The 20,767-nt window shown below is 66.3% G+C and carries 18 protein-coding genes; 10 read left to right on the top strand and 8 right to left on the bottom strand.

The window, feature by feature from the left end:
* Nucleotides 1-112: 112 nt before the first annotated feature.
* The 6 genes from VKI00_RS25550 to rpmF all read right to left on the bottom strand — a co-directional run bounded on the left by VKI00_RS25550 (nt 113) and on the right by rpmF (nt 4,841).
* Nucleotides 113-283, bottom strand: a complete 171-nt coding sequence (locus tag VKI00_RS25550; RefSeq protein WP_324443285.1) for a hypothetical protein — start codon at nt 281-283, stop codon at nt 113-115.
* A 7-nt stretch (nt 284-290) separates the two neighbouring features.
* Nucleotides 291-833 carry a MogA/MoaB family molybdenum cofactor biosynthesis protein gene (locus VKI00_RS25545; RefSeq protein WP_324443284.1) on the bottom strand — a complete coding sequence of 181 codons (543 nt, stop codon included), beginning with the start codon at nt 831-833 and terminating at the stop codon, nt 291-293.
* Nucleotides 833-2,263 (bottom strand): S1C family serine protease, encoded by a 1,431-nt coding sequence (locus tag VKI00_RS25540; protein ID WP_324443283.1) that lies wholly within the window; start codon nt 2,261-2,263, stop codon nt 833-835. The genes VKI00_RS25545 and VKI00_RS25540 overlap by 1 nt, the downstream gene beginning before the upstream one ends.
* 57 nt (nt 2,264-2,320) lie before the next feature.
* Nucleotides 2,321-3,856: a HAMP domain-containing sensor histidine kinase gene (locus VKI00_RS25535; RefSeq protein WP_324443282.1), complete on the bottom strand. Its 1,536-nt coding sequence runs from the start codon at nt 3,854-3,856 to the stop codon at nt 2,321-2,323.
* Complete coding sequence (locus VKI00_RS25530) at nt 3,856-4,542, bottom strand: response regulator transcription factor (RefSeq protein ID WP_324443316.1); 687 nt, start codon at nt 4,540-4,542, stop codon at nt 3,856-3,858. Before VKI00_RS25530 ends, VKI00_RS25535 begins: the two co-directional genes overlap by 1 nt.
* A gap of 125 nt (nt 4,543-4,667) precedes the next feature.
* A complete protein-coding gene (gene rpmF, locus VKI00_RS25525; RefSeq protein WP_324443281.1) occupies nt 4,668-4,841 on the bottom strand; it encodes a 50S ribosomal protein L32 in 174 nt (57 codons plus the stop codon).
* Between the two features lie 215 nt (nt 4,842-5,056).
* Here rpmF and VKI00_RS25520 point away from each other — a divergent pair, with 215 nt between their 5' ends.
* The 10 genes from VKI00_RS25520 (at nt 5,057) to VKI00_RS25475 (ending at nt 17,216) form a co-directional block, all read left to right on the top strand.
* The gene (locus VKI00_RS25520) at nt 5,057-6,763 is read left to right on the top strand and encodes an acyclic terpene utilization AtuA family protein (protein ID WP_324443280.1); all 1,707 of its coding nucleotides are present in this window, start codon (nt 5,057-5,059) and stop codon (nt 6,761-6,763) included.
* Nucleotides 6,760-7,908: an acyl-CoA dehydrogenase family protein gene (locus tag VKI00_RS25515; RefSeq protein ID WP_324443279.1), complete on the top strand. Its 1,149-nt coding sequence runs from the start codon at nt 6,760-6,762 to the stop codon at nt 7,906-7,908. The genes VKI00_RS25520 and VKI00_RS25515 overlap by 4 nt, the downstream gene beginning before the upstream one ends.
* A 55-nt stretch (nt 7,909-7,963) precedes the next feature.
* Nucleotides 7,964-9,553: an acyl-CoA carboxylase subunit beta gene (locus VKI00_RS25510; RefSeq protein WP_324443315.1), complete on the top strand. Its 1,590-nt coding sequence runs from the start codon at nt 7,964-7,966 to the stop codon at nt 9,551-9,553.
* Between the two features lie 5 nt (nt 9,554-9,558).
* Nucleotides 9,559-11,562 carry a biotin carboxylase N-terminal domain-containing protein gene (locus tag VKI00_RS25505; RefSeq protein ID WP_324443278.1) on the top strand — a complete coding sequence of 668 codons (2,004 nt, stop codon included), beginning with the start codon at nt 9,559-9,561 and terminating at the stop codon, nt 11,560-11,562.
* On the top strand, nt 11,559-12,725 hold the full coding sequence (locus VKI00_RS25500; protein ID WP_324443277.1) for an acyl-CoA dehydrogenase family protein: 1,167 nt from the start codon (nt 11,559-11,561) through the stop codon (nt 12,723-12,725). Before VKI00_RS25505 ends, VKI00_RS25500 begins: the two co-directional genes overlap by 4 nt.
* The gene (locus tag VKI00_RS25495) at nt 12,725-13,522 is read left to right on the top strand and encodes an enoyl-CoA hydratase family protein (protein ID WP_324443276.1); all 798 of its coding nucleotides are present in this window, start codon (nt 12,725-12,727) and stop codon (nt 13,520-13,522) included. The genes VKI00_RS25500 and VKI00_RS25495 overlap by 1 nt, the downstream gene beginning before the upstream one ends.
* Nucleotides 13,523-13,567: 45 nt before the next feature.
* Nucleotides 13,568-14,167, top strand: coding sequence for a DUF1707 domain-containing protein (locus tag VKI00_RS25490; protein WP_324443275.1), 600 nt, complete (start codon nt 13,568-13,570; stop codon nt 14,165-14,167).
* A gap of 75 nt (nt 14,168-14,242) precedes the next feature.
* Complete coding sequence (locus VKI00_RS25485; protein ID WP_324443274.1) at nt 14,243-14,575, top strand: hypothetical protein; 333 nt, start codon at nt 14,243-14,245, stop codon at nt 14,573-14,575.
* The gene (locus VKI00_RS25480; protein WP_324443273.1) at nt 14,572-16,254 is read left to right on the top strand and encodes an alpha/beta hydrolase; all 1,683 of its coding nucleotides are present in this window, start codon (nt 14,572-14,574) and stop codon (nt 16,252-16,254) included. Before VKI00_RS25485 ends, VKI00_RS25480 begins: the two co-directional genes overlap by 4 nt.
* The gene (locus tag VKI00_RS25475; protein WP_324443272.1) at nt 16,251-17,216 is read left to right on the top strand and encodes a heavy metal-associated domain-containing protein; all 966 of its coding nucleotides are present in this window, start codon (nt 16,251-16,253) and stop codon (nt 17,214-17,216) included. The genes VKI00_RS25480 and VKI00_RS25475 overlap by 4 nt, the downstream gene beginning before the upstream one ends.
* A gap of 4 nt (nt 17,217-17,220) precedes the next feature.
* Here VKI00_RS25475 and VKI00_RS25470 read toward each other — a convergent pair whose 3' ends face one another.
* Both VKI00_RS25470 and VKI00_RS25465 read right to left on the bottom strand, forming a co-directional pair.
* Nucleotides 17,221-19,224: a VWA domain-containing protein gene (locus VKI00_RS25470; RefSeq protein ID WP_324443271.1), complete on the bottom strand. Its 2,004-nt coding sequence runs from the start codon at nt 19,222-19,224 to the stop codon at nt 17,221-17,223.
* Nucleotides 19,217-20,599, bottom strand: coding sequence for an ATP-binding protein (locus VKI00_RS25465; protein ID WP_324443270.1), 1,383 nt, complete (start codon nt 20,597-20,599; stop codon nt 19,217-19,219). Before VKI00_RS25465 ends, VKI00_RS25470 begins: the two co-directional genes overlap by 8 nt.
* Between the last annotated feature and the right edge of the window lie 168 nt (nt 20,600-20,767).

Raw genomic sequence — 20,767 nt, 5'->3', positions numbered from 1 at the left:
GGCGACGCGAGATCGCCCGGAAAAACCGTATGTCCATATGACGGAGATTGCGCGCTTTGCAGCGAATTGGTCATGCAAGGGTATTCATGCCGTGACATCGGCGAGTTGCGGTTTAACCGTGGTGCGGGGGTACGTTCTCCCTCAGCCACTGCTCGCGATCGTCCCCGTCCCCGTAGTCCGGTTCCTCCTCGGTCCGCTCCACGGACCGCATCGTCACCGGACGGTCGTGATCACGCTCGTCGGGCGACTCAAATGGATGGTCGTCGCCGCCTCGCCCGGTCATGCCGGTATCAAATCTCCAGGCTCGAGAGTTGGCCGATTATCCCGGCCGCCAGCGGATTCAACGTGGCCATGCCGTCGCGTACCGCGTACCGCGAACCGGCCAGGTTGACCACCAAGGTGCTGCCGGAGATCCCGGCCAAACCACGAGACAAGCCGGCGTCCATGATGCCCGCGGCCAACCCGGACGCGCGGATGGCTTCGGAGATGCCCAGCAGTTCGCGATCGAGAATGTCCAAGGTGGCTTCCGGGGTAACGTCGCGCGGCGTCACGCCGGTGCCGCCGACCGATACCACCAGATCCACTCCCCCGATCACCGCGGTGTTCAGCGCGTTGCGGATCTCGACTTCGTCGGCGGCGACGGCCACCACGCCGTCGACAACGAACCCCGCCTCGGTGAGCAGCTCGGTGACCAAAGGCCCGCTGTGGTCCTCATCGCCGTGCGCGGTCCGATCGTCGACGACGACGACGAGTGCCCTGCCGACCAACTCGGGGTTCTGTTCCATGGTTGCAACCGTATATCTGTGGTCCGACCACGGCGCAGCCACTCTCATCACTGCTGCGCCTTGCCCAAAGTGACCTGCACGGTCTTGTTGTCGCCCGATGGGTCCTTGAACGTAAGCGTCACTTTATCGCCCGGCGCCTTGGATCGCACGGCGGCGACCAACGCGTCGGCGCTGTTGACCGTTCGGTCGTCGACCTTGGTCACCACGACTCCGCTGGGCAAGCCGGCGGCTGCCGCCGCTCCATTCGGTACCACCTCGACGACCTTGGCGCCGGGTGTGCCCTTGTCGTTGGTGACCTGAACGCCCAGTGACGCATGCGATGCCGTTCCGGTCTTGATCAACTCGTCGGCGATGCGCTTGGCCTGATCGACCGGAATCGCGAAGCCGAGTCCGATCGAACCGCTCTGTGCGTCGGGCGACTCGCCGCCCAGCGTGGCAATCGCAGAGTTGACGCCGACCAACTGTCCGCTCATGTTGACCAGCGCGCCGCCGGAGTTACCGGGGTTGATCGCGGCGTCGGTCTGAATCGCATCCAGAACGGTGTTCTGGTTACCGGTCTCGCCGGTCGTCGACACCGGCCGATTGAGCGCGCTGACGATGCCGGTGGTAACCGTGCCTTCCAGGCCCAGCGGAGACCCGACCGCCATCACCGGCTGGCCGACCCGCAAGTTCGCTGACGACCCAATGCTGATCGGCGTCAATCCCTTGATGCCTTGCACCCGAACGACTGCGATGTCGGTGGTGGGATCTGCGCCCACCACGGTGAATTCGGCATGGCGCCCGTCGGAGAAGGTCACCGTGGTCTTCGGTGTCGCAGGGCCGTGTTCGTTGTTTGGCTCCCCGGGATCCGGCTCCCCGGGGCCGCCCGGCTCCGGGCGGGGGCTGCGCTCGCGCGGTGCAGGGGGATGACCGGGATTGGCCGCAGTGGCGACGACGTGGTTGTTGGTCAGGATCAGCCCGTCCGAAGACAAGATGATGCCGGAGCCCTCCTCGGACTGACGCCCGAGATCGGTCTCGAGCATGACCACACTGGGCACCACCTTCGCGGCGACCTGTTCGACAGTGCCTACCGGCGCGTTCGCGGCGGGCATGCTCGGAGTCGCACCACCGAGGACCGACCCGTCGCTGGCGATCGGAAGCTGTCCGCTGTGCTCGATCACCGATGCCGCCGCACCGCCGATGCCGGCCGATACGACCGCAATCGCCAATGCGCCGACGGCCAATCCTCCTGCGCGCGAACGCTTTCGCGGCACGCCCAGTTGGGGTGGCGGCGGGCTGCCGGCCGGGCCGGCCTGGCCGCCACCGAATGAACCGTACGGCTGCCGGTACTGCGGCTGCTGCCCGTAGCGCCAGTCATAGTGCTGAGGATATGTTTGCTGCTGCCCATGGCCGGAATAGCCTGGGGCCCCATGCTGATCGGAGCCCGGGTGGTACCCGGGCTGCTGCGGCGGTGGCGAATACCGCGGGTGATTCGTCATGTCGCTAGGTCGCTCTTTCCTTGAACGGTCGGTTCAGACTCAACAGTCACTGGATCACTACCCTGCCTGCGTTGTCTGAGAATCGACTGAAATAACGTTCGCCGGACGTAATGAGTTCCCCGGATTTGACGATGCGTTAACATCCGCCGCAATTTCCTCAGGGGTCGGGAACTCCGAAGTCGGAATCGGCCGTCCGGGCAGCAACACATAGATCGAGGTGCCCGGCGGCTCGCCACCCGGAACGGTGTCTTCGACGCGCAGCGCGCCGCCGTGATTGAGCACGACCTGTTTCACGATCGCCAGCCCAAGACCCGAGCCGGGCATCGCTCGCGCGCTGGTCGAGCGGAAGAACCGCTCGAACACCAACGCACGCTCGGCCGTCGGAATCCCCGGCCCGTGGTCGGACACCACCAACTCGGCGTGCGTAGGGTTCAGCTGCCGGAGGCTGATACCGACGGTCTCCCCTGACGGACTCCACTTGGCGGCATTGTCCATCAGATTCAGCACCGCGCGCGACAGGCCAGCGGAGTCGCCGTAGACCTGCCAGGGCGTCACGTTTACATCGAACTCAATGTCGTTGCGGCGCCGACGGACTCGTTCCAGGCTACGGTCGATGACCTCGACGATGTCGACCGGCTCCTGCACCACTTCGCCGGCGTCGTCTCGGGTGAGATCCACCAAATCGCCTACCAGCGTGGACAATTCTTCAATTTGCGCGATCACATCGGTACGCAGGTCGGCCATTTCCTGTTCGGGTATTGGCGGCGCGCCCGGCTCCGTTGACGCCATCAGCAGTTCGACGTTGGTGCGCAACGATGTCAGCGGGGTGCGCAGTTCGTGACCGGCATCGGCGACCAGCCGGGTCTGGCGTTCCCGAGATTCGGCCAACGCTCGCAGCATCAGGTTGAACGCCTCGGTCAGCCGGGCCAGCTCGTCGCTCCCGAACACCGGGATGGGCCGCAGATCGTCGGTGCGCGCCACCCGCTCAGCGGCCTCGGTCAGCCGGGCCACCGGGCGTAGCCCGGCCTGGGTGACCATTCCACCGGCAACCGCGGCCACCGCGACGCCGACCCCACCGACGATCAACAGCACCCAACGCAGCTTCGTCATCACCGCGTCGGTCGGCGCCAGGCTCTTGGAGATCAGCAGCGAGCTACCGTTCGGCAGGTGAACCGCCAGCACCCGCTGGCCGGACGCCGTGCGCCGCGACATGAACAGGTCACCGCGGATGACCGCCTTCTCCGGCGCTCCGACCGGCAGCGTCTGACCCTCCTGGTTAGCGGTGAAGATCGAGCGGCCGGGATTCACCAGCATCGCGTTGACATCCGAATATGCGGTGCCCTCAATGGCTTTCGCGGGATCGGCCGCCAACGACCCGCTGGCGATCAATAGCTGAGCCCTGCTTTGCAGCTGGTTGTCGATGTCCTTGTAGAGCGCCGCGGAGATCACCGCGTACACGGCGACGGCCATCAGCACGACCACCATCGCCACCATCGACATCGCCAGCAGCATGACCCGCCAGCGCAGCGACAACGAGGTGCTGGCTCGCAGCTGCGCTCGACCTCGCCGGTGGAACGGTGTCTTCAGGGGCATCAGGGCGGTGTTTCGCGAAGCACGTAACCCACTCCTCGCACGGTGTGGATCAATCGTGGCTCGCCATTTGCTTCAGTCTTGCGACGCAGGTACCCGACGTACACTTCCAGCGCGTTGCCCGAGGTGGGAAAGTCGAAGCCCCACACCTCCTCGAGAATCCGGCTGCGGGTCAATACCCGTCGCGGATTGGCGATCAACATCTCCAGCAGAGCGAACTCGGTGCGGGTGAGGCTGATCTGGCGTTGCCCACGCGTGACTTCGCGGGTCACCGAATCGAGGGTGAGGTCCGCGAACGTCATGGCCACGGCTTCGCCCGAGTCATCGATCTTGGTTCGGCGCAGCAGGGCCCGCAGCCGGGCCAGCAACTCTTCGAGCGCGAACGGCTTGGGCAGATAGTCGTCGGCGCCGGCGTCGAGGCCGGCAACGCGCTCGGAGACCGTGTCGCGGGCGGTCAGCACCAGGATTGGCAGGTCGTCCCCGGTGCTGCGTAGCTGACGGCATACCTCCAGTCCGTCCAGCCGCGGCATCATCACGTCGAGGACGAGCCCGTCGGGCCGGTCGGCCGCGATCATCTCGAGCGCCTCGACGCCGTCCTCCGCCAATGCCACCGAGTAGCCATTGAAGGAAAGCGATCGGCGCAGTGACTCACGCACCGCTCGATCGTCGTCAACGATAAGAATTCGCACGGCCACCAGTTTCATCCAATCGCCTGAGAGCGCGCTGAGAGGCGCAGGGGCTAATTGCCCAGCTCTTCAGCGGGCTGCGGCGCGGCCCGCGTCGTTGCTGGGCGGCAAGGCTCATGGCGAAAAAGTTAGCGGCGATCCAAGTCAATCAGTCCGAGGCGCGCCGCCTTGAGCAACCGGCGCGGCACCTTGTGCTTCTGGCCGGCCACCGTCACGCCGACGAGTTCGGGCTTGTCAGCCTTCCACCGCGCGCGCCGACTCCGGGTGTTCGCGCGCGACATCCTGCGCTTTGGCACAGCCATAATCGGGCCTTACTACTGGTAGGGGGGTCGCCGGTCGAGCAGCCTCGACAGCGAAGTTAGCGCCAATAATAGTCGGTGAGCTGCTGCCGACAAAAATCGGCACCCATCGCGTCGGCGCCCAGGGGAGAGCATCCTTGACGTGACACCCACGGTACCCGCTAACCTACCGGTTGGTTGGCAACGTCGGGATGTCGGCTGGAGGGAGGACGACTGGCATGCCGTCCGCGGTCCGGATTGGGAACTGCTCGGGGTTCTACGGCGACCGGCACTCCGCGATGCGCGAGATGCTCACCGGCGGCGATCTGGATTACCTCACCGGTGACTACCTGGCCGAACTAACCATGCTGATTCTCGGCCGCGACCGGATGAAGCACCCCGACCGCGGCTACGCCAAGACCTTCCTGACCCAACTCGAGGAGTGTCTGGGGCTGGCACACGACCGCGGGGTACGTATCGTCGCCAACGCCGGTGGCCTGAACCCCGCCGGCCTCGCTGACGCGGTACGCGCCTTGGCTCAGCGCTTGGGCGTGCCGGTCCGGGTCGCTCACGTCGCCGGTGACGACCTCGCGCCCCGCGCCGAGGAACTGGGGCTGGGCACACCCCTGACGGCCAACGCCTATCTGGGCGCCTGGGGCATCGTCGACTGCCTCAACAGTGGCGCCGAAATCGTCGTGACCGGCCGGGTGACCGACGCGTCGGTGACCGTCGGGCCGGCGGCCGCGCACTTCGGCTGGGGCCGCACCGACTATCACCAGCTCGCCGGCGCCGTGGTCGCCGGGCACGTCACCGAATGCGGCATTCAGGCCACCGGCGGAAATTTCTCGTTTTTCACAGAAATCCCCGATCTGACCTATGCCGGTTTCCCGCTCGCCGAGATCCACGCCGACGGCTCCGCGGTGATCACCAAGCACCCGGGCACCGGCGGGCTGGTCAGCGTCGACACCGTGACAGCGCAACTGCTCTATGAGGTCACCGGCGCCCGCTACGCCAACCCGGACGTCACCGCCAGGATGGACACCATCGAACTGTCCCCCGACGGCGCCGACCGGGTCCGGATCAGCGGGGTGGCCGGCGAACCACCGCCGCCCACGCTGAAGGTCTCACTCAACAGCATCGGCGGCTTCCGCAACGCGATGACGTTCGTGCTGACCGGCCTGGACATCGACGAGAAGGCCGCGTTGGTGCGTCGCCAACTGGATGCTTTGCTCATTGACAAGCCCGCCGTCAAACCCGCGGAGTTGGAGTGGACGCTGGCCCGCACCGACCACGCGGACGCCGACACCGAAGAGGCGGCCAGCGCTTTGCTTCGCTGCGTGGTCCGCGACCCGGACCCGGCGAATGTCGGACGCCAGTTTTCTTCGGCCGCAGTGGAATTGGCACTGGCCAGCTATCCGGGCTTTACCGTCACCGCGCCGCCCGGCGACGGCCAGGTGTACGGGGTGTACACGCCGGGCTTTGTCGACGCCGCCAAGGTGCCGCACACCGCTGTACACGCCGATGGCAGCAGCGTCGAGATTCCTTGTGCCACGGATACTCTCGAGTTGGTGCCGGCCGATCCGCCGCCGCTGCCCGAGCCGCTGCCGGCCGGGCCGACCCGGCGCGTGCCGCTGGGCCGGATCGCCGGGGCCCGCAGCGGCGACAAGGGCGGCTCGGCCAATGTCGGCGTCTGGGTGCGCACCGAGGAGCAGTGGCGCTGGCTGGCCAACACACTGACCGTCGAGCTGCTCAAGGAGTTGCTGCCCGAGACGGCCGATCTTCCGGTCACCCGCCATCTGCTGCCCAACCTGCGCGCGGTCAACTTCGTCGTCGACGACATCCTCGGCCAGGGCGTCGCATACCAGGCGCGATTCGACCCACAGGCCAAGGGGCTGGGTGAATGGCTGCGTAGCCGCCACGTCGACATTCCGGAAAGGCTGTTGTGAACATCTGGGACACCCCCGAGCGCGATCAGCTCCGCAAGACCACGCGCTCATTCGCCGAGCGCGAGATCCTTCCGCACGTCGACGAGTGGGAGCGCATCGGTGAGTTGCCGCGCGAGCTGCACCGCCGTGCCGGGCAAGCCGGACTGCTCGGCGCGAACTTTCCCGAGGCGGTCGGCGGTGGCGGGGGTGACGGTGCCGACGCGGTGATCATCTGCGAAGAGCTACATCAGGCCGGCGTGCCCGGCGGCGTGTTCGCGTCGCTGCTCACCTGCGGCATCGCGGTGCCGCACATGATCGCGTCCGGCGATGCCCGGCTGATCGACAAGTTCGTCCGCCCGACGTTGACCGGTGAGCTGATCGGCGCACTGGCCATCACCGAGCCCGGCGGCGGCTCCGACGTCGGCCACTTGCGGACCGCCGCGGTCCGTGACGGCGACCACTACATCGTCAACGGCGCCAAGACCTACATCACCTCGGGGGTACGGGCCGACTACGTCGTCACCGCGGTGCGCACGGGTGGCCCTGGTGCGGCCGGGGTTTCGTTGTTGGCGGTCGAGAAAGGCACGCCCGGCTTCGAGGTCACCCGCAAGCTGGACAAGATGGGTTGGCGGTCCTCGGACACCGCCGAGCTGTCCTACACCGATGCGCGGGTACCCGCGGCCAACCTCGTCGGCGTCGAGAACACCGGCTTTGCCCAGATCGCCCAAGCTTTCGTCTCCGAGCGGATCGCGCTTGCCACGCAAGCGTATTCGAGCGCACAGCGGTGCCTGGACATCACCGCACAGTGGTGCCGCGACCGGGAGACATTCGGCCGTCCGCTGATATCCCGGCAGTCGGTGCAGAACACGCTCGCCGAGATGGCCCGTCGCATCGATGTCGCCCGCGTCTACTCGCACAACGTGGTCGAGCGGCAACTGGCCGGCGAGACCAACCTCATCGCGCAGGTGTGTTTCGCGAAGAACACCGCCGTCGAGGCGGGCGAGTGGGTGGCCAACCAGGCCGTCCAGCTGTTCGGCGGGATGGGTTACATGGCCGAATCCGAAATCGAACGCCAATACCGGGACATGCGAATCCTCGGTATCGGCGGCGGCACCACCGAAATCCTCACCGCACTCGCCGCCAAACTCCTTGGGTATCAATCGTGATTGCACCGCCTCCTCCTCATCGCTCCGCTCTGCATCGTCGGCGGTGGTCATGACCGTGCTCCGATCCACGCTCGACCCGAAGGCCGCCGCATACACCGACGCCGCGTCGGCCGCAACCTCACGGCTCGAGGAAATCGACGCCGAATTCGCCAAAGCGCTCGGCGGCGGCGGTCCCAAGTACGTCGAGCGGCACCACGCGCGCGGCAAGCTGACGGCGCGGGAACGCATCGAGCTGCTCGTGGATCCAGACTCGCCGTTTCTGGAACTGAGCCCGCTGGCGGCCTATGGCAGCGCCTTCCAGATCGGCGCCAGTACGGTCACCGGAATCGGCGTCGTCGAAGGTGTCGAATGCATGATCGTTGCCAACGACCCCACCGTCAAAGGCGGCACCAGCAATCCGTGGACCCTGAAGAAGATCTTGCGGGCCAACCAGATCGCCTTCGAGAACCGGCTTCCCGTGCTATCGCTGGTGGAATCCGGCGGCGCAGATCTACCCACGCAGAAGGAAATCTTCATCCCGGGTGGACGGATGTTCCGCGACCTGACCCGGCTGTCGGCTGCTGGGATTCCCACTATCGCTTTGGTGTTCGGTAACTCCACCGCTGGAGGCGCCTATGTGCCCGGGATGTCCGACCACGTCGTGATGATCAAAGAGCGCTCGAAGGTCTTCCTGGCCGGCCCGCCGCTGGTGAAGATGGCCACCGGCGAGGAGTCCGACGACGAGTCGCTGGGTGGTGCCGAAATGCACACCCGCATATCGGGTTTGGGTGACTACTTCGCCGTGGACGAACTCGACGCGATCCGCATCGGGCGTCGCATCGTTGCACGGCTCAACTGGGTCAAACAGGGGCCGGCACCGGGACCGGTGAGCGCGCCGCTGTTCGACGCCGAAGAACTGATCGGCATCGTTCCCTCCGATTTGCGTATCCCGTTCGACCCGCGGGATGTGATCGCCCGCATCGTCGACGGCTCCGAATTCGATGAATTCAAAGCGATGTATGGCTCGTCGCTCGTCACCGGCTGGGCCCGGTTGCACGGCTACCCGCTGGGGATCCTGGCCAACGCCCGCGGCGTGCTCTTCAGCGAGGAATCGCAAAAGGCCACCCAATTCATCCAGCTGGCCAACCGGTCCAACACGCCACTGTTGTTCTTGCACAACACCACCGGATACATGGTGGGCAAGGACTATGAGGAGGGCGGCATGATCAAACACGGATCGATGATGATCAACGCCGTCTCCAACTCCACGGTGCCACACATCTCGCTGCTGATAGGCGCGTCGTACGGCGCCGGCCACTACGGCATGTGCGGGCGGGCCTACGACCCGCGATTCCTGTTCGCCTGGCCCAGCGCCAAGGCCGCCGTGATGGGCGGCGCCCAGCTGGCCGGGGTGTTGTCGATCGTGAGCCGGGCCGCCGCCGAGGCGCGCGGTCAACAGGTCGACGAGGAAGCCGATGCCGCGATGCGGGCCGCCGTCGAAGGCCAGATCGAGGCCGAGTCGCTACCGATGGTGCTGTCCGGGATGCTCTACGACGACGGGGTGATCGACCCGCGCGACACCCGCACCGTACTGGGAATGTGTTTGTCCGCCATCGCCAATGGCCCGATCAAGGGGACGTCGAACTTCGGCGTCTTCCGAATGTGACGTTCATGGGAATCACGCGAGTTCTGGTTGCCAACCGCGGCGAGATCGCCCGGCGGGTGTTCGCCACGTGCCGCCGGCTGGGACTGGGCACCGTCGCCGTCTACACCGATCCCGACGCCGGGTCGCCGCACGTCGCCGAGGCCGACGCCCGGGTCCGGCTGCCGCGGACCAACGACTATCTCAACGCCGAGGCGATTATCGCTGCGGCCCGAGCGGCCGGTGCCGACGCGGTGCACCCCGGCTATGGATTCCTCTCGGAGAACGCGGAATTCGCGGCCGCGGTGCAAAGCGCGGGCCTGGTCTGGGTCGGTCCGCCGGTGGACGCGGTGCGGGCAATGGGCTCCAAGATCGAATCGAAGAAGATGATGGCCGCCGCCGGCGTGCCGGTGCTCGACGAACTCGACCCCGACACGGTCACCGAAGGCCAGCTGCCGGTGCTGGTCAAGGCGTCCGCGGGCGGTGGCGGTCGCGGAATGCGGGTGGTACGCGAATTATCATCTCTGCCTGGTGAAGTCGCCGCGGCGCGGCGTGAAGCGCAGTCCGCATTCGGCGATCCGACGGTCTTCTGCGAGCGCTACCTGCCCACCGGCCACCACGTGGAGGTGCAGGTGATGGCCGATACCCACGGCACCGTGTGGGCGGTCGGCGAACGGGAATGCTCGATTCAGCGCCGCCACCAAAAGATCATCGAAGAAGCGCCGTCGCCGTTGGTCGAGCGCACACCGGGCATGCGGGCCAAGCTGTTCGACGCGGCCCGGCTCGCCGCCGGCGCCATCGGCTACACCGGCGCCGGGACGGTGGAATTCCTCGCCGACGACAATGGCGAGTTCTACTTCCTCGAAATGAACACCCGGCTGCAGGTCGAGCACCCGGTCACCGAGGAGACCACCGGCCTCGATCTCGTCGAGCTGCAGCTCGCGGTGGCTGACGGCGGCCGGCTGGGCGCCGGACCCCCTGCGGCTCAGGGGCATTCGATCGAAGCCCGCCTCTACGCCGAAGATCCCGCGCGCGGCTGGCAGCCGCAGGCCGGCGTGGTCGACACGTTCGACGTGCCGGCCGTTCGATCCGAGTTCTCGTCGCTGGGACGGCGGACCGGCATTCGGCTGGATTCGGGCATCGACCCCAAATCTGCCAGCGGGTTCGCGGTGTCGATTCATTACGACCCGATGCTCGCCAAGGTGATCTCGTACGCACCGACCCGCCGGCAATCGGCGTTAGTGCTTGCCGACGCGCTGGCCAGAGCGCACCTGCACGGCTTGCGCACCAACCGCGAGCTGCTGGTCAACGTGCTGCGCCATCCGGCCTTCCTCGACGGCGCCACCGACACCGCGTTCTTCGACACCCACGGCTTGGCGGAGCTGTCCGCTCCGCTGGCCGACGCCGCCACCATCCGACTGTCGGCGATCGCCGCGGCGCTCGCCGACGCCGCGCACAACCGCACCACCGCCACCGTCCTAGGCTCGATCCCCAGCGGTTGGCGCAACCTTGCGTCGGGATATCAGGTCAAGATCTACCGCGATGACGCCGACAGCGAGCACACAATCCAATACCGAATCACCAGAACGGGATTGATCCTGGCCGACGACGAGCCGGCGCAGCTGGTCGCGGCGACCCCAGACGAAGTCGCGTTAGCCGACGGAAGCGGGGTGGCTCGCAGTTTCGCGGTCGCGCGCTACGGCCAAGACATCTATGTCGATTCGGCGCGCGGCCCCGTGCACCTGGTCGCGCTGCCGCGCTTCCCCGAGCCGGGCTCGGCCATCGAGAAGGGCTCGCTGGTAGCACCCATGCCCGGCAACGTCATCCGGCTCGGCGCCGCGATCGGCGATGCCGTCACGGCCGGCCAGCCGCTGATCTGGCTGGAAGCAATGAAGATGGAGCACACCATCACCGCCCCGACCGACGGTGTGCTCGCCGAGCTCAACGTGAACACCGGCCACCAAGTCGAAGTGGGCGCCGTCCTGGCAAGGGTGGAGTCGCCCGAAAGCGCTCGAGAAGGAGATTCGCAATGATCGACACCAGCTTTATCGAAAACGAGGAGCGCCAGGCGCTGCGCAAGTCCGTGTCCGCGTGGGCGTCCAACTACGGCAGCGAGTACTACCTGAAGAAGGCCCGTGCGCATGAGCATACCGACGAACTATGGCAGGAGGCAGGCAAACTCGGCTTCCTCGGCGTGAATCTCCCGGAGGAGTACGGCGGTGGCGGAGCCGGGATGTACGAGCTGTCGCTGGTGATGGAGGAGATGGCGGCCGCGGGCAGCGCGCTGTTGCTGATGGTGGTGTCGCCCGCCATCAACGGCACGATCATCAGCAAGTTCGGCACCGACGAGCAGAAGAAGCGCTGGATTCCCGGCATCGCCGACGGCTCGCTGACGATGGCATTCGCGATCACCGAGCCGGACGCCGGATCGAACTCGCACAAGATCACCACCACCGCGCGTCGCGACGGCGCCGACTGGATCCTCAAGGGCCAGAAGGTTTACATCTCCGGCATCGACCAGGCCCAGGCCGTGCTAGTCGTCGCCCGCAGCGAAGAGGCCAAGACCGGCAAGCTGCGACCGGCGCTGTTCGTGGTGCCCACCGATGCGCGCGGCTTCAGCTACACCCCAATCGAAATGGAGCTGATCAGCCCTGAGCGGCAGTTCCAGGTCTTTCTCGACGATGTGCGGTTGCCCGCGGATGCGCTTGTCGGGGCCGAAGATGCCGCGATCGCACAGCTTTTCGCCGGCTTGAACCCCGAGCGCATCATGGGCGCGGCCAGCTCCGTCGGCATGGGACGGTTCGCTCTCGACCGAGCCGCGGACTACGTCAAGACCCGTCAGGTGTGGGGAACGCCGATCGGTGCGCACCAGGGTCTGTCACATCCGTTGGCGCAGTGCCATATTGAGGTCGAACTCGCCAAGCTGATGATGCAGAAAGCCGCGACACTTTACGACAGCGGCGACGACATGCGCGCGGCCGAGGCCGCCAACATGGCCAAATACGCTGCCGCCGAGGCAGCTACGCGCTCGGTGGACCAGGCCGTGCAGTCCATGGGTGGCAACGGTCTGACCAAGGAATACGGCGTTGCCGCCATGCTGGCGTCGGCCCGGCTGGGTCGTATCGCGCCGGTGAGCCGAGAGATGGTGCTCAACTTCGTAGCGCAGACGTCGCTGGGCCTGCCCCGGTCGTACTGATGGACAGGTTGGTCGAATACACCGTTGACGGACACGTCGCGCGGCTGACGCTGAACTCGCCGCACAACCGCAACGCGCTGTCCGCCACTCTGGTCAACCAGTTGCACCAAGGCCTGCGCGACGCGGCCGCCGATCCCGCGGTGCGGGCCGTGGTGCTCGGCCACACCGGGAACACTTTCTGCGCGGGCGCCGACCTGTCGGAAGGGTCGGCGTCGACGGGTGCCGATCCGGCCGAGATGGCCGCCGAACGGGCCAGGGAGATGGCCGCGCTGCTACAGGCGATCGTCGAGTCGCCGCTGCCGGTGATCGTCGCCGTCGACGGCCATGTCCGCGCCGGCGGCATGGGCCTGGTCGGTGCATGCGACATCGCGGTGGCCGGTCCGCGCAGCACCTTCGCGTTGACCGAGGCCCGGATCGGAGTCGCGCCGGCGATCATCTCGCTGACCTTGCTGCCGAAGATGTCCGCCCGCGCCGCCGCCCGCTACTACCTGACCGGCGAGACGTTCGACGCCGCCACCGCCGCGGCGATCGGGCTGATCACGATCGCGGCCGACGACGCCGATGCCGCGGTGGCGTCGCTCGTCGCCGATATCGGACGGGCCTCACCGCAGGGGTTGGCCGCATCCAAGGCACTGACCACTGCCGCCATCCTGGACGGCTTTGACCGCGACGCCGAGCGGCTCAGCACCGAGTCGGCGCGACTGTTCGTCTCCGACGAGGCTCGCGAGGGCATGCTCGCTTTCCTGCAGAAACGCCCTGCGTGGTGGGCCACGCAAGACAGTAGCGACACAGTTTAGCCAAGTTCCTTGCAGCAAATTCTGATCGACGTACGCTCGTAGGTGATGATCAAGAAGCCACAACGGGGCGTGGCAGATGAGCGGAACGCGCCGACGCGTGCCGCAGATACCGACCGCATCCAGGTCGCACAGTTGCTCACTGACGCCGCCGCTCAGGGTCGCCTGCAGATGAGCGACTACGAAGACCGACTCGCCAAGGCATACGCGGCGAAGACCTACGACGAGTTGGATAGCCTGCGGTCCGACCTGCTGGGGTCGTCGGTAGGCGCCCCGGGCGGCGGCGCGGGCAAACCGGCCCCGTCGATGCTGCTGCTGGCCATCATGAGCGCGTTCGAGCGGCGCGGCCGGTGGAACGTGCCGAAGAAGTTGACGACATTCGCGCTGTGGGGCGGCGGCGTCATCGACCTCCGCTACGCCGACTTCACCTCCACCGAGGTCGAGATCCACGCAACTTCGATCATGGGCGGACAGACCATCCTGCTGCCCCCCGAAGTCAACGTCGAGATCAAGGGCCACGGCGTGATGGGCGGGTTCGACCACAGCGTTGCCGGCGCCGGCACCCCCGGCGCGCCGACCGTCAAAATTCGCGGTTTCGCACTGTGGGGCGGCGTCGGCATCAAGCGAAAGAACCGCAAGACCCAGTGATAGGTCCGCAAAACCCCCTGGTCAAGGGCGCTATTAGTGAATCGTGGGCACCGGGTCTTACGCGATACTTGACCGATGGCGGACAAGGTGTGGCTGAAGCCTGAGGAGTTGATGCAGGCGGCCAACGACATGGCAAACCACGGCGAGTCATTGCTCGCTGCGCACCAGTCCTCCCACGGCGAAGCCAGTGGCGCGCACTCGGGATGGGTGGGCTCGTCGGCGGGCGCCCTGTCCGGACTGCTGGACAGCTGGGAGACGGCCACCGCTGACCATGTCGGCCGCATCGGCAACCATTCGTGCGGCATGCACTTCACTGCCGCGGACTTCGCACTCAACGAGCAGCAGAACAAACAGAGGCTGGACGAAGTGGGTAGAGCCGCGAGCGGCGGAAGCCCACACATGCAATGACGTTGTCGCTGGCCGATATCGACCGGTGGAATCCAGGAGCGATTACCACGGTCTTTCAGGCCGCAATCAGCCGTGCGCACGGCACCCGGACTGCGTCCGCCTCGATCGGTCAAACCATGGGGTTCCTCGACTGGGGCGGCGATAGCGCCGACGCGGCCAACGCCGCGACCCATCGCACAATGCTCACCCTCGACGACCATGCGGCCGCTTGCGAGGCCGTCGGGCGCGCTGCCGAAAAGGCCGCCGGAGAGGTGGAGGGGCTGAAGACGCGGCTCGCGCAGATTCGCGAAACCGCCAACCACTATCACCTGAGTATCAATAACCAGACTGGGACGGTCAGCCTGCCGGAGAATCTGTCGTCCTACTCCACGGCCGACCAAAACGAGATCGAGGCCGCGTGGCTTCGCGTCGCCCAGGCAGTGATGCAGCTGTTGTCCGACGCCCTGACGGCCGACGAGGATCTGGCCGCGGCCATCCGCGGCGCCGACGGCGCCCTGTCACCGGACCAAGTCAACGCCGAAACGTCGCACGAGCCACCGAAAATGCCGCAGGTGCCGCCGAAGGGGACCGCACCCGCCGACGTCACCAAGTGGTGGCACTCGTTGACGCCCGCGCAGCAGGACAGCGTCAAACAGTGGTTCCCCGATTCGATTCGCAACCTCGACGGTATTCCCACCAACATTCGAAGCGAACTGAATCTACCTGTGCTGCAAAGCGAAATCGCTCGGTTCCAAAACGGCTGGCTCGACGGAAGCGGTGTCTGGCACACCGATCCCGCAAAGCTGGCCGATCTCACGGCGCTCAGCAACACGCTGGCCGCCCACCCCGGCACCAGCCTGATCGAGCTGGACACCACCAGCAATCCCAACAAGGTGCTGGCCATCGTAGGAGTCGGCGACGTCGACAACGCCGAACGCGTCGGGGTCACGGTGGGTGGGCTCAACACTCGGGTCAGCTCCGGCGTCGACTCCATGGTCCGGGAAGCCCAAGCACAGCGCAGCGAGGCAGCCAGCCTACGCCAGAAGGCAGGCATCGCGAACTACGACGCAGTCGCATCGATCGCCTACCTCGGCTATGACGCGCCGGACAGCCTGGTGGGCGTCACTCACGACTACCTGGCGCACGACGCCGCCGGCCCCCTCAACAACTTCTACAAAGGGCTGGCCGCCACCACCAACGTTCCCGACCAGCACATCACCGCCTTTGGGCATTCCTACGGGTCCCTGGTCACCAGCCTGGCCCTACAGCAGGGCGCGCCAGTTAGCGATGTCGTCCTCTACGGTTCGCCAGGCACCGAGCTGACCAACGTGTCGCAATTAGGTGTTCAACCGGGCCACGCTTACTACATGATCGGCGTCAATGATCACGTCTCTGACATCATCCCCGAATTCGGCGCCTTTGGCCCTGCTCCGCAGGACGTGCCGGGTTTCACCCAGCTGTCGGTCAACAGCGGAACCGGCCCGGGTGACAACCAGTGGCATGAGCGTGCTTGGGGCCATTCGGAATACGCGCGCGATGGGAATAACGGTCAGCTTCGCATGAGCGGCTACAACATGGCCTCGGTGCTGGCCGGGCTGCCCAACGACCTCGTCGCGCCACCCGTGCTGCCACCGCCGACAATCCCGAGCGGACCCGGGCCGTTTGGTTTACCGATTCCGAATCCGGAGTATCACCCGTGAGGCGAATAGCGGGTTTGCTCGCCGTGGCGGCGGTAGCACTGTCCTGCATGTTGAGTGGGTGCGGCGCGCCCGATCGGAAGACGGCAGCCGATCAGTTGAAACAGGCGATCAAGGAAATGCCCGGCGTCCAAGACGCGACTGTGAACTACACCAACGGTTTTGAGCAGGGCGCCACGGTCAACATCTACGTCTACCTGCCTGAAGCGCCCCCGAAGCAGATCGAGGACGTCGTCGCGCGCATCAACACGGTGCGCGGCGACGCCTTCAAGGCGTTCGAGCAGACCGCGGACTTCGCGGTGACAACCAGCCGGACCGTGCTGGTCAAGCGTGGCGCCGATCTCGACCCGGCCGGGATCGCCGCCGACGCAGAAGGCCTGCGACGGCTGACGGCTGCAGTCGACGCCGCCGAGGTGAGCATTTTCCGTAACAAGTCCACCGCGGATCTCAAACTAAATGGGGTCACGACATCGGCCGATGACGTATTCGCCGCGGTACGAACGGGATTCGGCGACAATGCACACGTGACCCTGGATTTGCAGCCAGCTTCGAATATCGATCAGCACCCGTGGAGAGTGGCGTTTCCGTTCACTGCCGCAGACCAGCAGCGGGTCGATCAGCAGATCGCGGCCATGCCGGTATCAGTCTTTACGGTCACCGTCGGTCCGCAGGGCACGATCACTGAGCTAAACGTCGGCCTTCACAACCGCGACACCGCCTACCAAGACCTCGTCTCGGTCATCGGGATCACCGGAGCCGGACCCGCGCACGCGCTCAATCTGAGTTGGCGGTGGGAGGGGGCACGCGCCGACACATCCCCGAATTTCAGCGGCGCTGTTGACGTCGGGGCCTGTAACTACATCCCGAACTCCTTGACCGAACAACATCCGGAAACGTATTTGACGCCCGATGCTCTCGCGTTACAGCAGCGGTTGCGCAAGCAGTTCGACACCTGCCCGAAGTAACCCGCTACCGACGACGGCGGGCTCGCAGATAGTCGCCCACCACGGCCGCGCCCAGCCCGTCGAGATCGGGAACCACAACCCGACCCTCGACCCGGCGCGCGACCTGATCGATGAAACGGGCCAGTCCGGGATCGCTGCCCAACCGGAATATCGTCACCTGAGCGCCCAGCCGCGCCATGTCATCGAAGCCGCGCACGGTGTGAGCGATGGTCCGCGGATGCGGCGGATAGTCGAAAAACACCGAAGACCCGTCGCCGTCAACATCTTCCAGATGCGCGGTCGGCTCGCCGTCCGTGACCACCAGCAGCACAGGCTGGGCGCTGGGGTGCCGACGCAAATGCCGGCCGGCCAAGGCCAGCGCGTGATGCAGGTTGGTGCCCTGCTCGTACACTCCTTCCAGGCCCATCAGCTCCGCTGTGCTGATCGTTCGCGCGTAACGGCCAAACGCGATGATCTGCAATGCATCCGAACGAAACCGAGTGCGCACCAAGTGGTCGAGCGCCAGCGCGGTTCGCTTCATCGGCAGCCAGCGGTTTTCCATCACCATCGAGAACGAGGTGTCGACCAACAGCGCCACCGCGGCCTGGGTCCGGGTCTCGGTCTCGGAAACCTCAACATCGTCGACGGTGATGCGAATGGCCGGGCTCGGGCCCGCAATTCCTTCGAGGGGAGCGGTGCCGGACTGCCGGAGTACCGCGTTGGTCAGCGTCCGCGTGACGTTCCACGGCTCGGTGTCGCCGAACTGCCAGGGCCGGGTCGCGCCGGTCAGCTCGCCCGCGGCGCCGGCCCGCCGGTGATCGCGTTCGCCGCGACGGCCGGAAAGTTGTTGTGCCACATCACGCAACGCCGTTTCGCCGAGCCTGCGCATCGCCTTGGGCGACAACCGCCACTGGCCGTCCGAGCTGCGGTCCAGGAAGCCCTGATTGACCAGCGCACGCTCGAGCTCGGCGAGGGTCTGCGCGTCGATGGCCGCCTCATCGCCGAGCTGGCGTGCCAGCGCGTCGAGGTCGACATCGTCCATGGTCGCACCGGGATAACTCTGCGACAGCTGCTCGGCCAGCTGCTCCAGCTCGCCGATATCGGCCAGCGCCTGGGCGCCCTCGCCCATGCCCAGCGGGTTGTCGCCGGAGAACTGCGAGGACCCCGTCCAATCCTCGCCCGGACGCAACGCCTGCAAGTTGGCATCCAACCGGCCCAATGCCTGTTGCAGCGCGGGTGATCCGAAAGCCTGCTGTGCCAACGCCTCCAGCTCGGCACGCTGGTCGGGACTCAAGCTGTTGAGGAACCGCTGCGCGGCAGCGGCTCTTTTGGCCAACGAGTCGATGAGCTCATCAACATTGCGCGGGTTCTCTGGGAAGAACTCGCCGTGCTTGTCCATGAAGTCTTGGAAATCTTGGGGGGAGTCTTGTCCTCTTGCGTGCTTGTCCAACAAGTCGTTCAGGTCGTCGAGCATCTCGCCAACGCGCTGGCGGTCCTCATCGGTGGCGCCCTCCAGCGCCTGCTTCATCCCGGAGAAGCGCTGATCGAGCATCTCCCGCCCGAGCAGATCCTTGATCTGCTCGTACTTTTCGCGGGCCTCGCTGCTGCGCCAGTCATAGTCGGAAAGCTCCTGCACGGCTTTGGCCGGCGACGGCGAGAGCGCGTCGAGTTGCAGTTCGCCGAACCGCGCGTCGTCATCCAACGCGCGGGCCAGTGCCTTGCGCTCGGCCAGCACCGCCTCGTCGAGAAGCTTCTTGATCTCCTGCAGAGTTCCGTCTAGGTTGTTATGGCGCAACAGCTCTCGTCGTCTGCGATTGGCCTCGGCGGCCAGCCGGTCGGCCCCGGGCATGTTCTTGGTGCCCCGGCGCAGCAATTCGGACAGCGCCCGGCGCGGCGAGGTGCCCGCCATGACGTCCTGCCCGATCTGCTCGAGGGCCTCGCGCAGGTCCACCGGCGGAGCCAGCGGGTCGGGCCCGCCGGTGTACGCCGAATACTTCGTTGAATGAAACGAGGAGTGCCTCTCAGCCATAGACGGTCTCGCCTTCCCCGGACACCTTGTCGACACGTTTGGCCAAATACAATGCCTCCAAAGCCAATTCCAGAGCCGCGGCGCGTTCACCTTCGGATTCCGCGCCCAGCCGCTTGGCCACCGCCTCGACCACAGGCAGATCCGGCAGCGCTGCCAGCACATCCTTTGCCGAGACGCGCTCCCCCGTCGTCACCGCGGAACCGCCCTCGACGGCGACTACCAACGGACCGACATCGAGACCACCGAGAGCTCTGGATGCCGTGTCGGCGGTGGCGCGGCGCAACAGGTGTTCGAGAACGGCCTGCTCGCGTCCTTCTTCCCCGGACTCGAATTCCAATTTGCCACGCAGCACGTCGATTACGGTGCCCAGGTCGACCACCCGGGCCACCGGATCCGTCTCACCCAGTATCGCGCCGCGATGCCGCGCCGCGGCCGCAACCGTCTCGGCGGCCGCGATCGCAAAGCGCGCCGACACCCCGGATCGCTGATCGACCGAGTTGGATTCCCGTAGGTAGCGAGCGAATCGGGCGATCACCTGGATCAGATGCTCGGGAACCTGGGCGCTCAGGTGCGCCTCCTGGAGGATCACTCCCACCTCGGCGTCGAGCTCCAGCGGGTAGTGGGTTCGGATCTCGGCGCCGAACCGGTCTTTGAGCGGGGTGATGATGCGACCGCGATTGGTGTAGTCCTCGGGGTTGGCGCTGGCGACCACCAACACATCCAGCGGCAGGCGCAGCGTGTAACCGCGGACCTGGATGTCGCGCTCCTCCATCACGTTGAGCATCGACACCTGGATGCGCTCGGCCAGGTCGGGCAACTCGTTGACCGCGACGATGCCGCGGTGCGCCCGCGGGATCAGGCCGTACGCGATGGTCTCGGGGTCACCCAGGCTGCGGCCCTCGGCGACCTTGATCGGGTCGATGTCGCCGACCAGGTCGGCGACGCTGGTGTCCGGGGTGGCCAGCTTCTCGGTATAGCGCTCGCTACGGTGCTTCCACGCCACCGGCAGATCGTCACCGAGCGTGGCGGCCCGCCGGATCGACTCGGGGGTGATCGGCGAGTAGGGATGCTCACCGAGTTCGGCGCCCCCGATCACCGGCGTCCACTCGTCGAGCAGGCCGACCAATGCCCGCAGCAATCGGGTCTTGCCCTGACCGCGCTCGCCGAGGAGCACGAAGTCGTGGCCCGCGATCAGCGCCCGCTCCAGCTGCGGCAACACGGTGTCGTCGAAACCCAGGATTCCCGGCCAGATCTCGTCACCTTCGGCCAGTCCGGTCAGCAGGTTTTCCCGGATTTCTTGTTTGACTCCCCGTTCACGATGCCCGGCGGCACGCAGTTCGCCGACGGTGCGGGGCAGGTTGTTCGGTGCGGTCACCTCTCCAAACTACGACGGCCACGCAAATCCGGCATCGCTCCCCGTCGCCTTCGGAGCGGGAAAGGCCGGGCAATCGCGTGGATTTCCCGGCCTTCCATAGGTGCGAGGACCGTCAGCTCATCGTGACGGTGGCCTTCTCGTCACCTTCCTTCCAGGTGATGGTGCCGT

Origin of the sequence: Mycobacterium sp., assembly GCF_035314665.1 — a bacterium.
GTDB lineage: Bacteria > Actinomycetota > Actinomycetes > Mycobacteriales > Mycobacteriaceae > Mycobacterium.
This window is presented reverse-complemented; position numbering and strand designations above follow the sequence as displayed.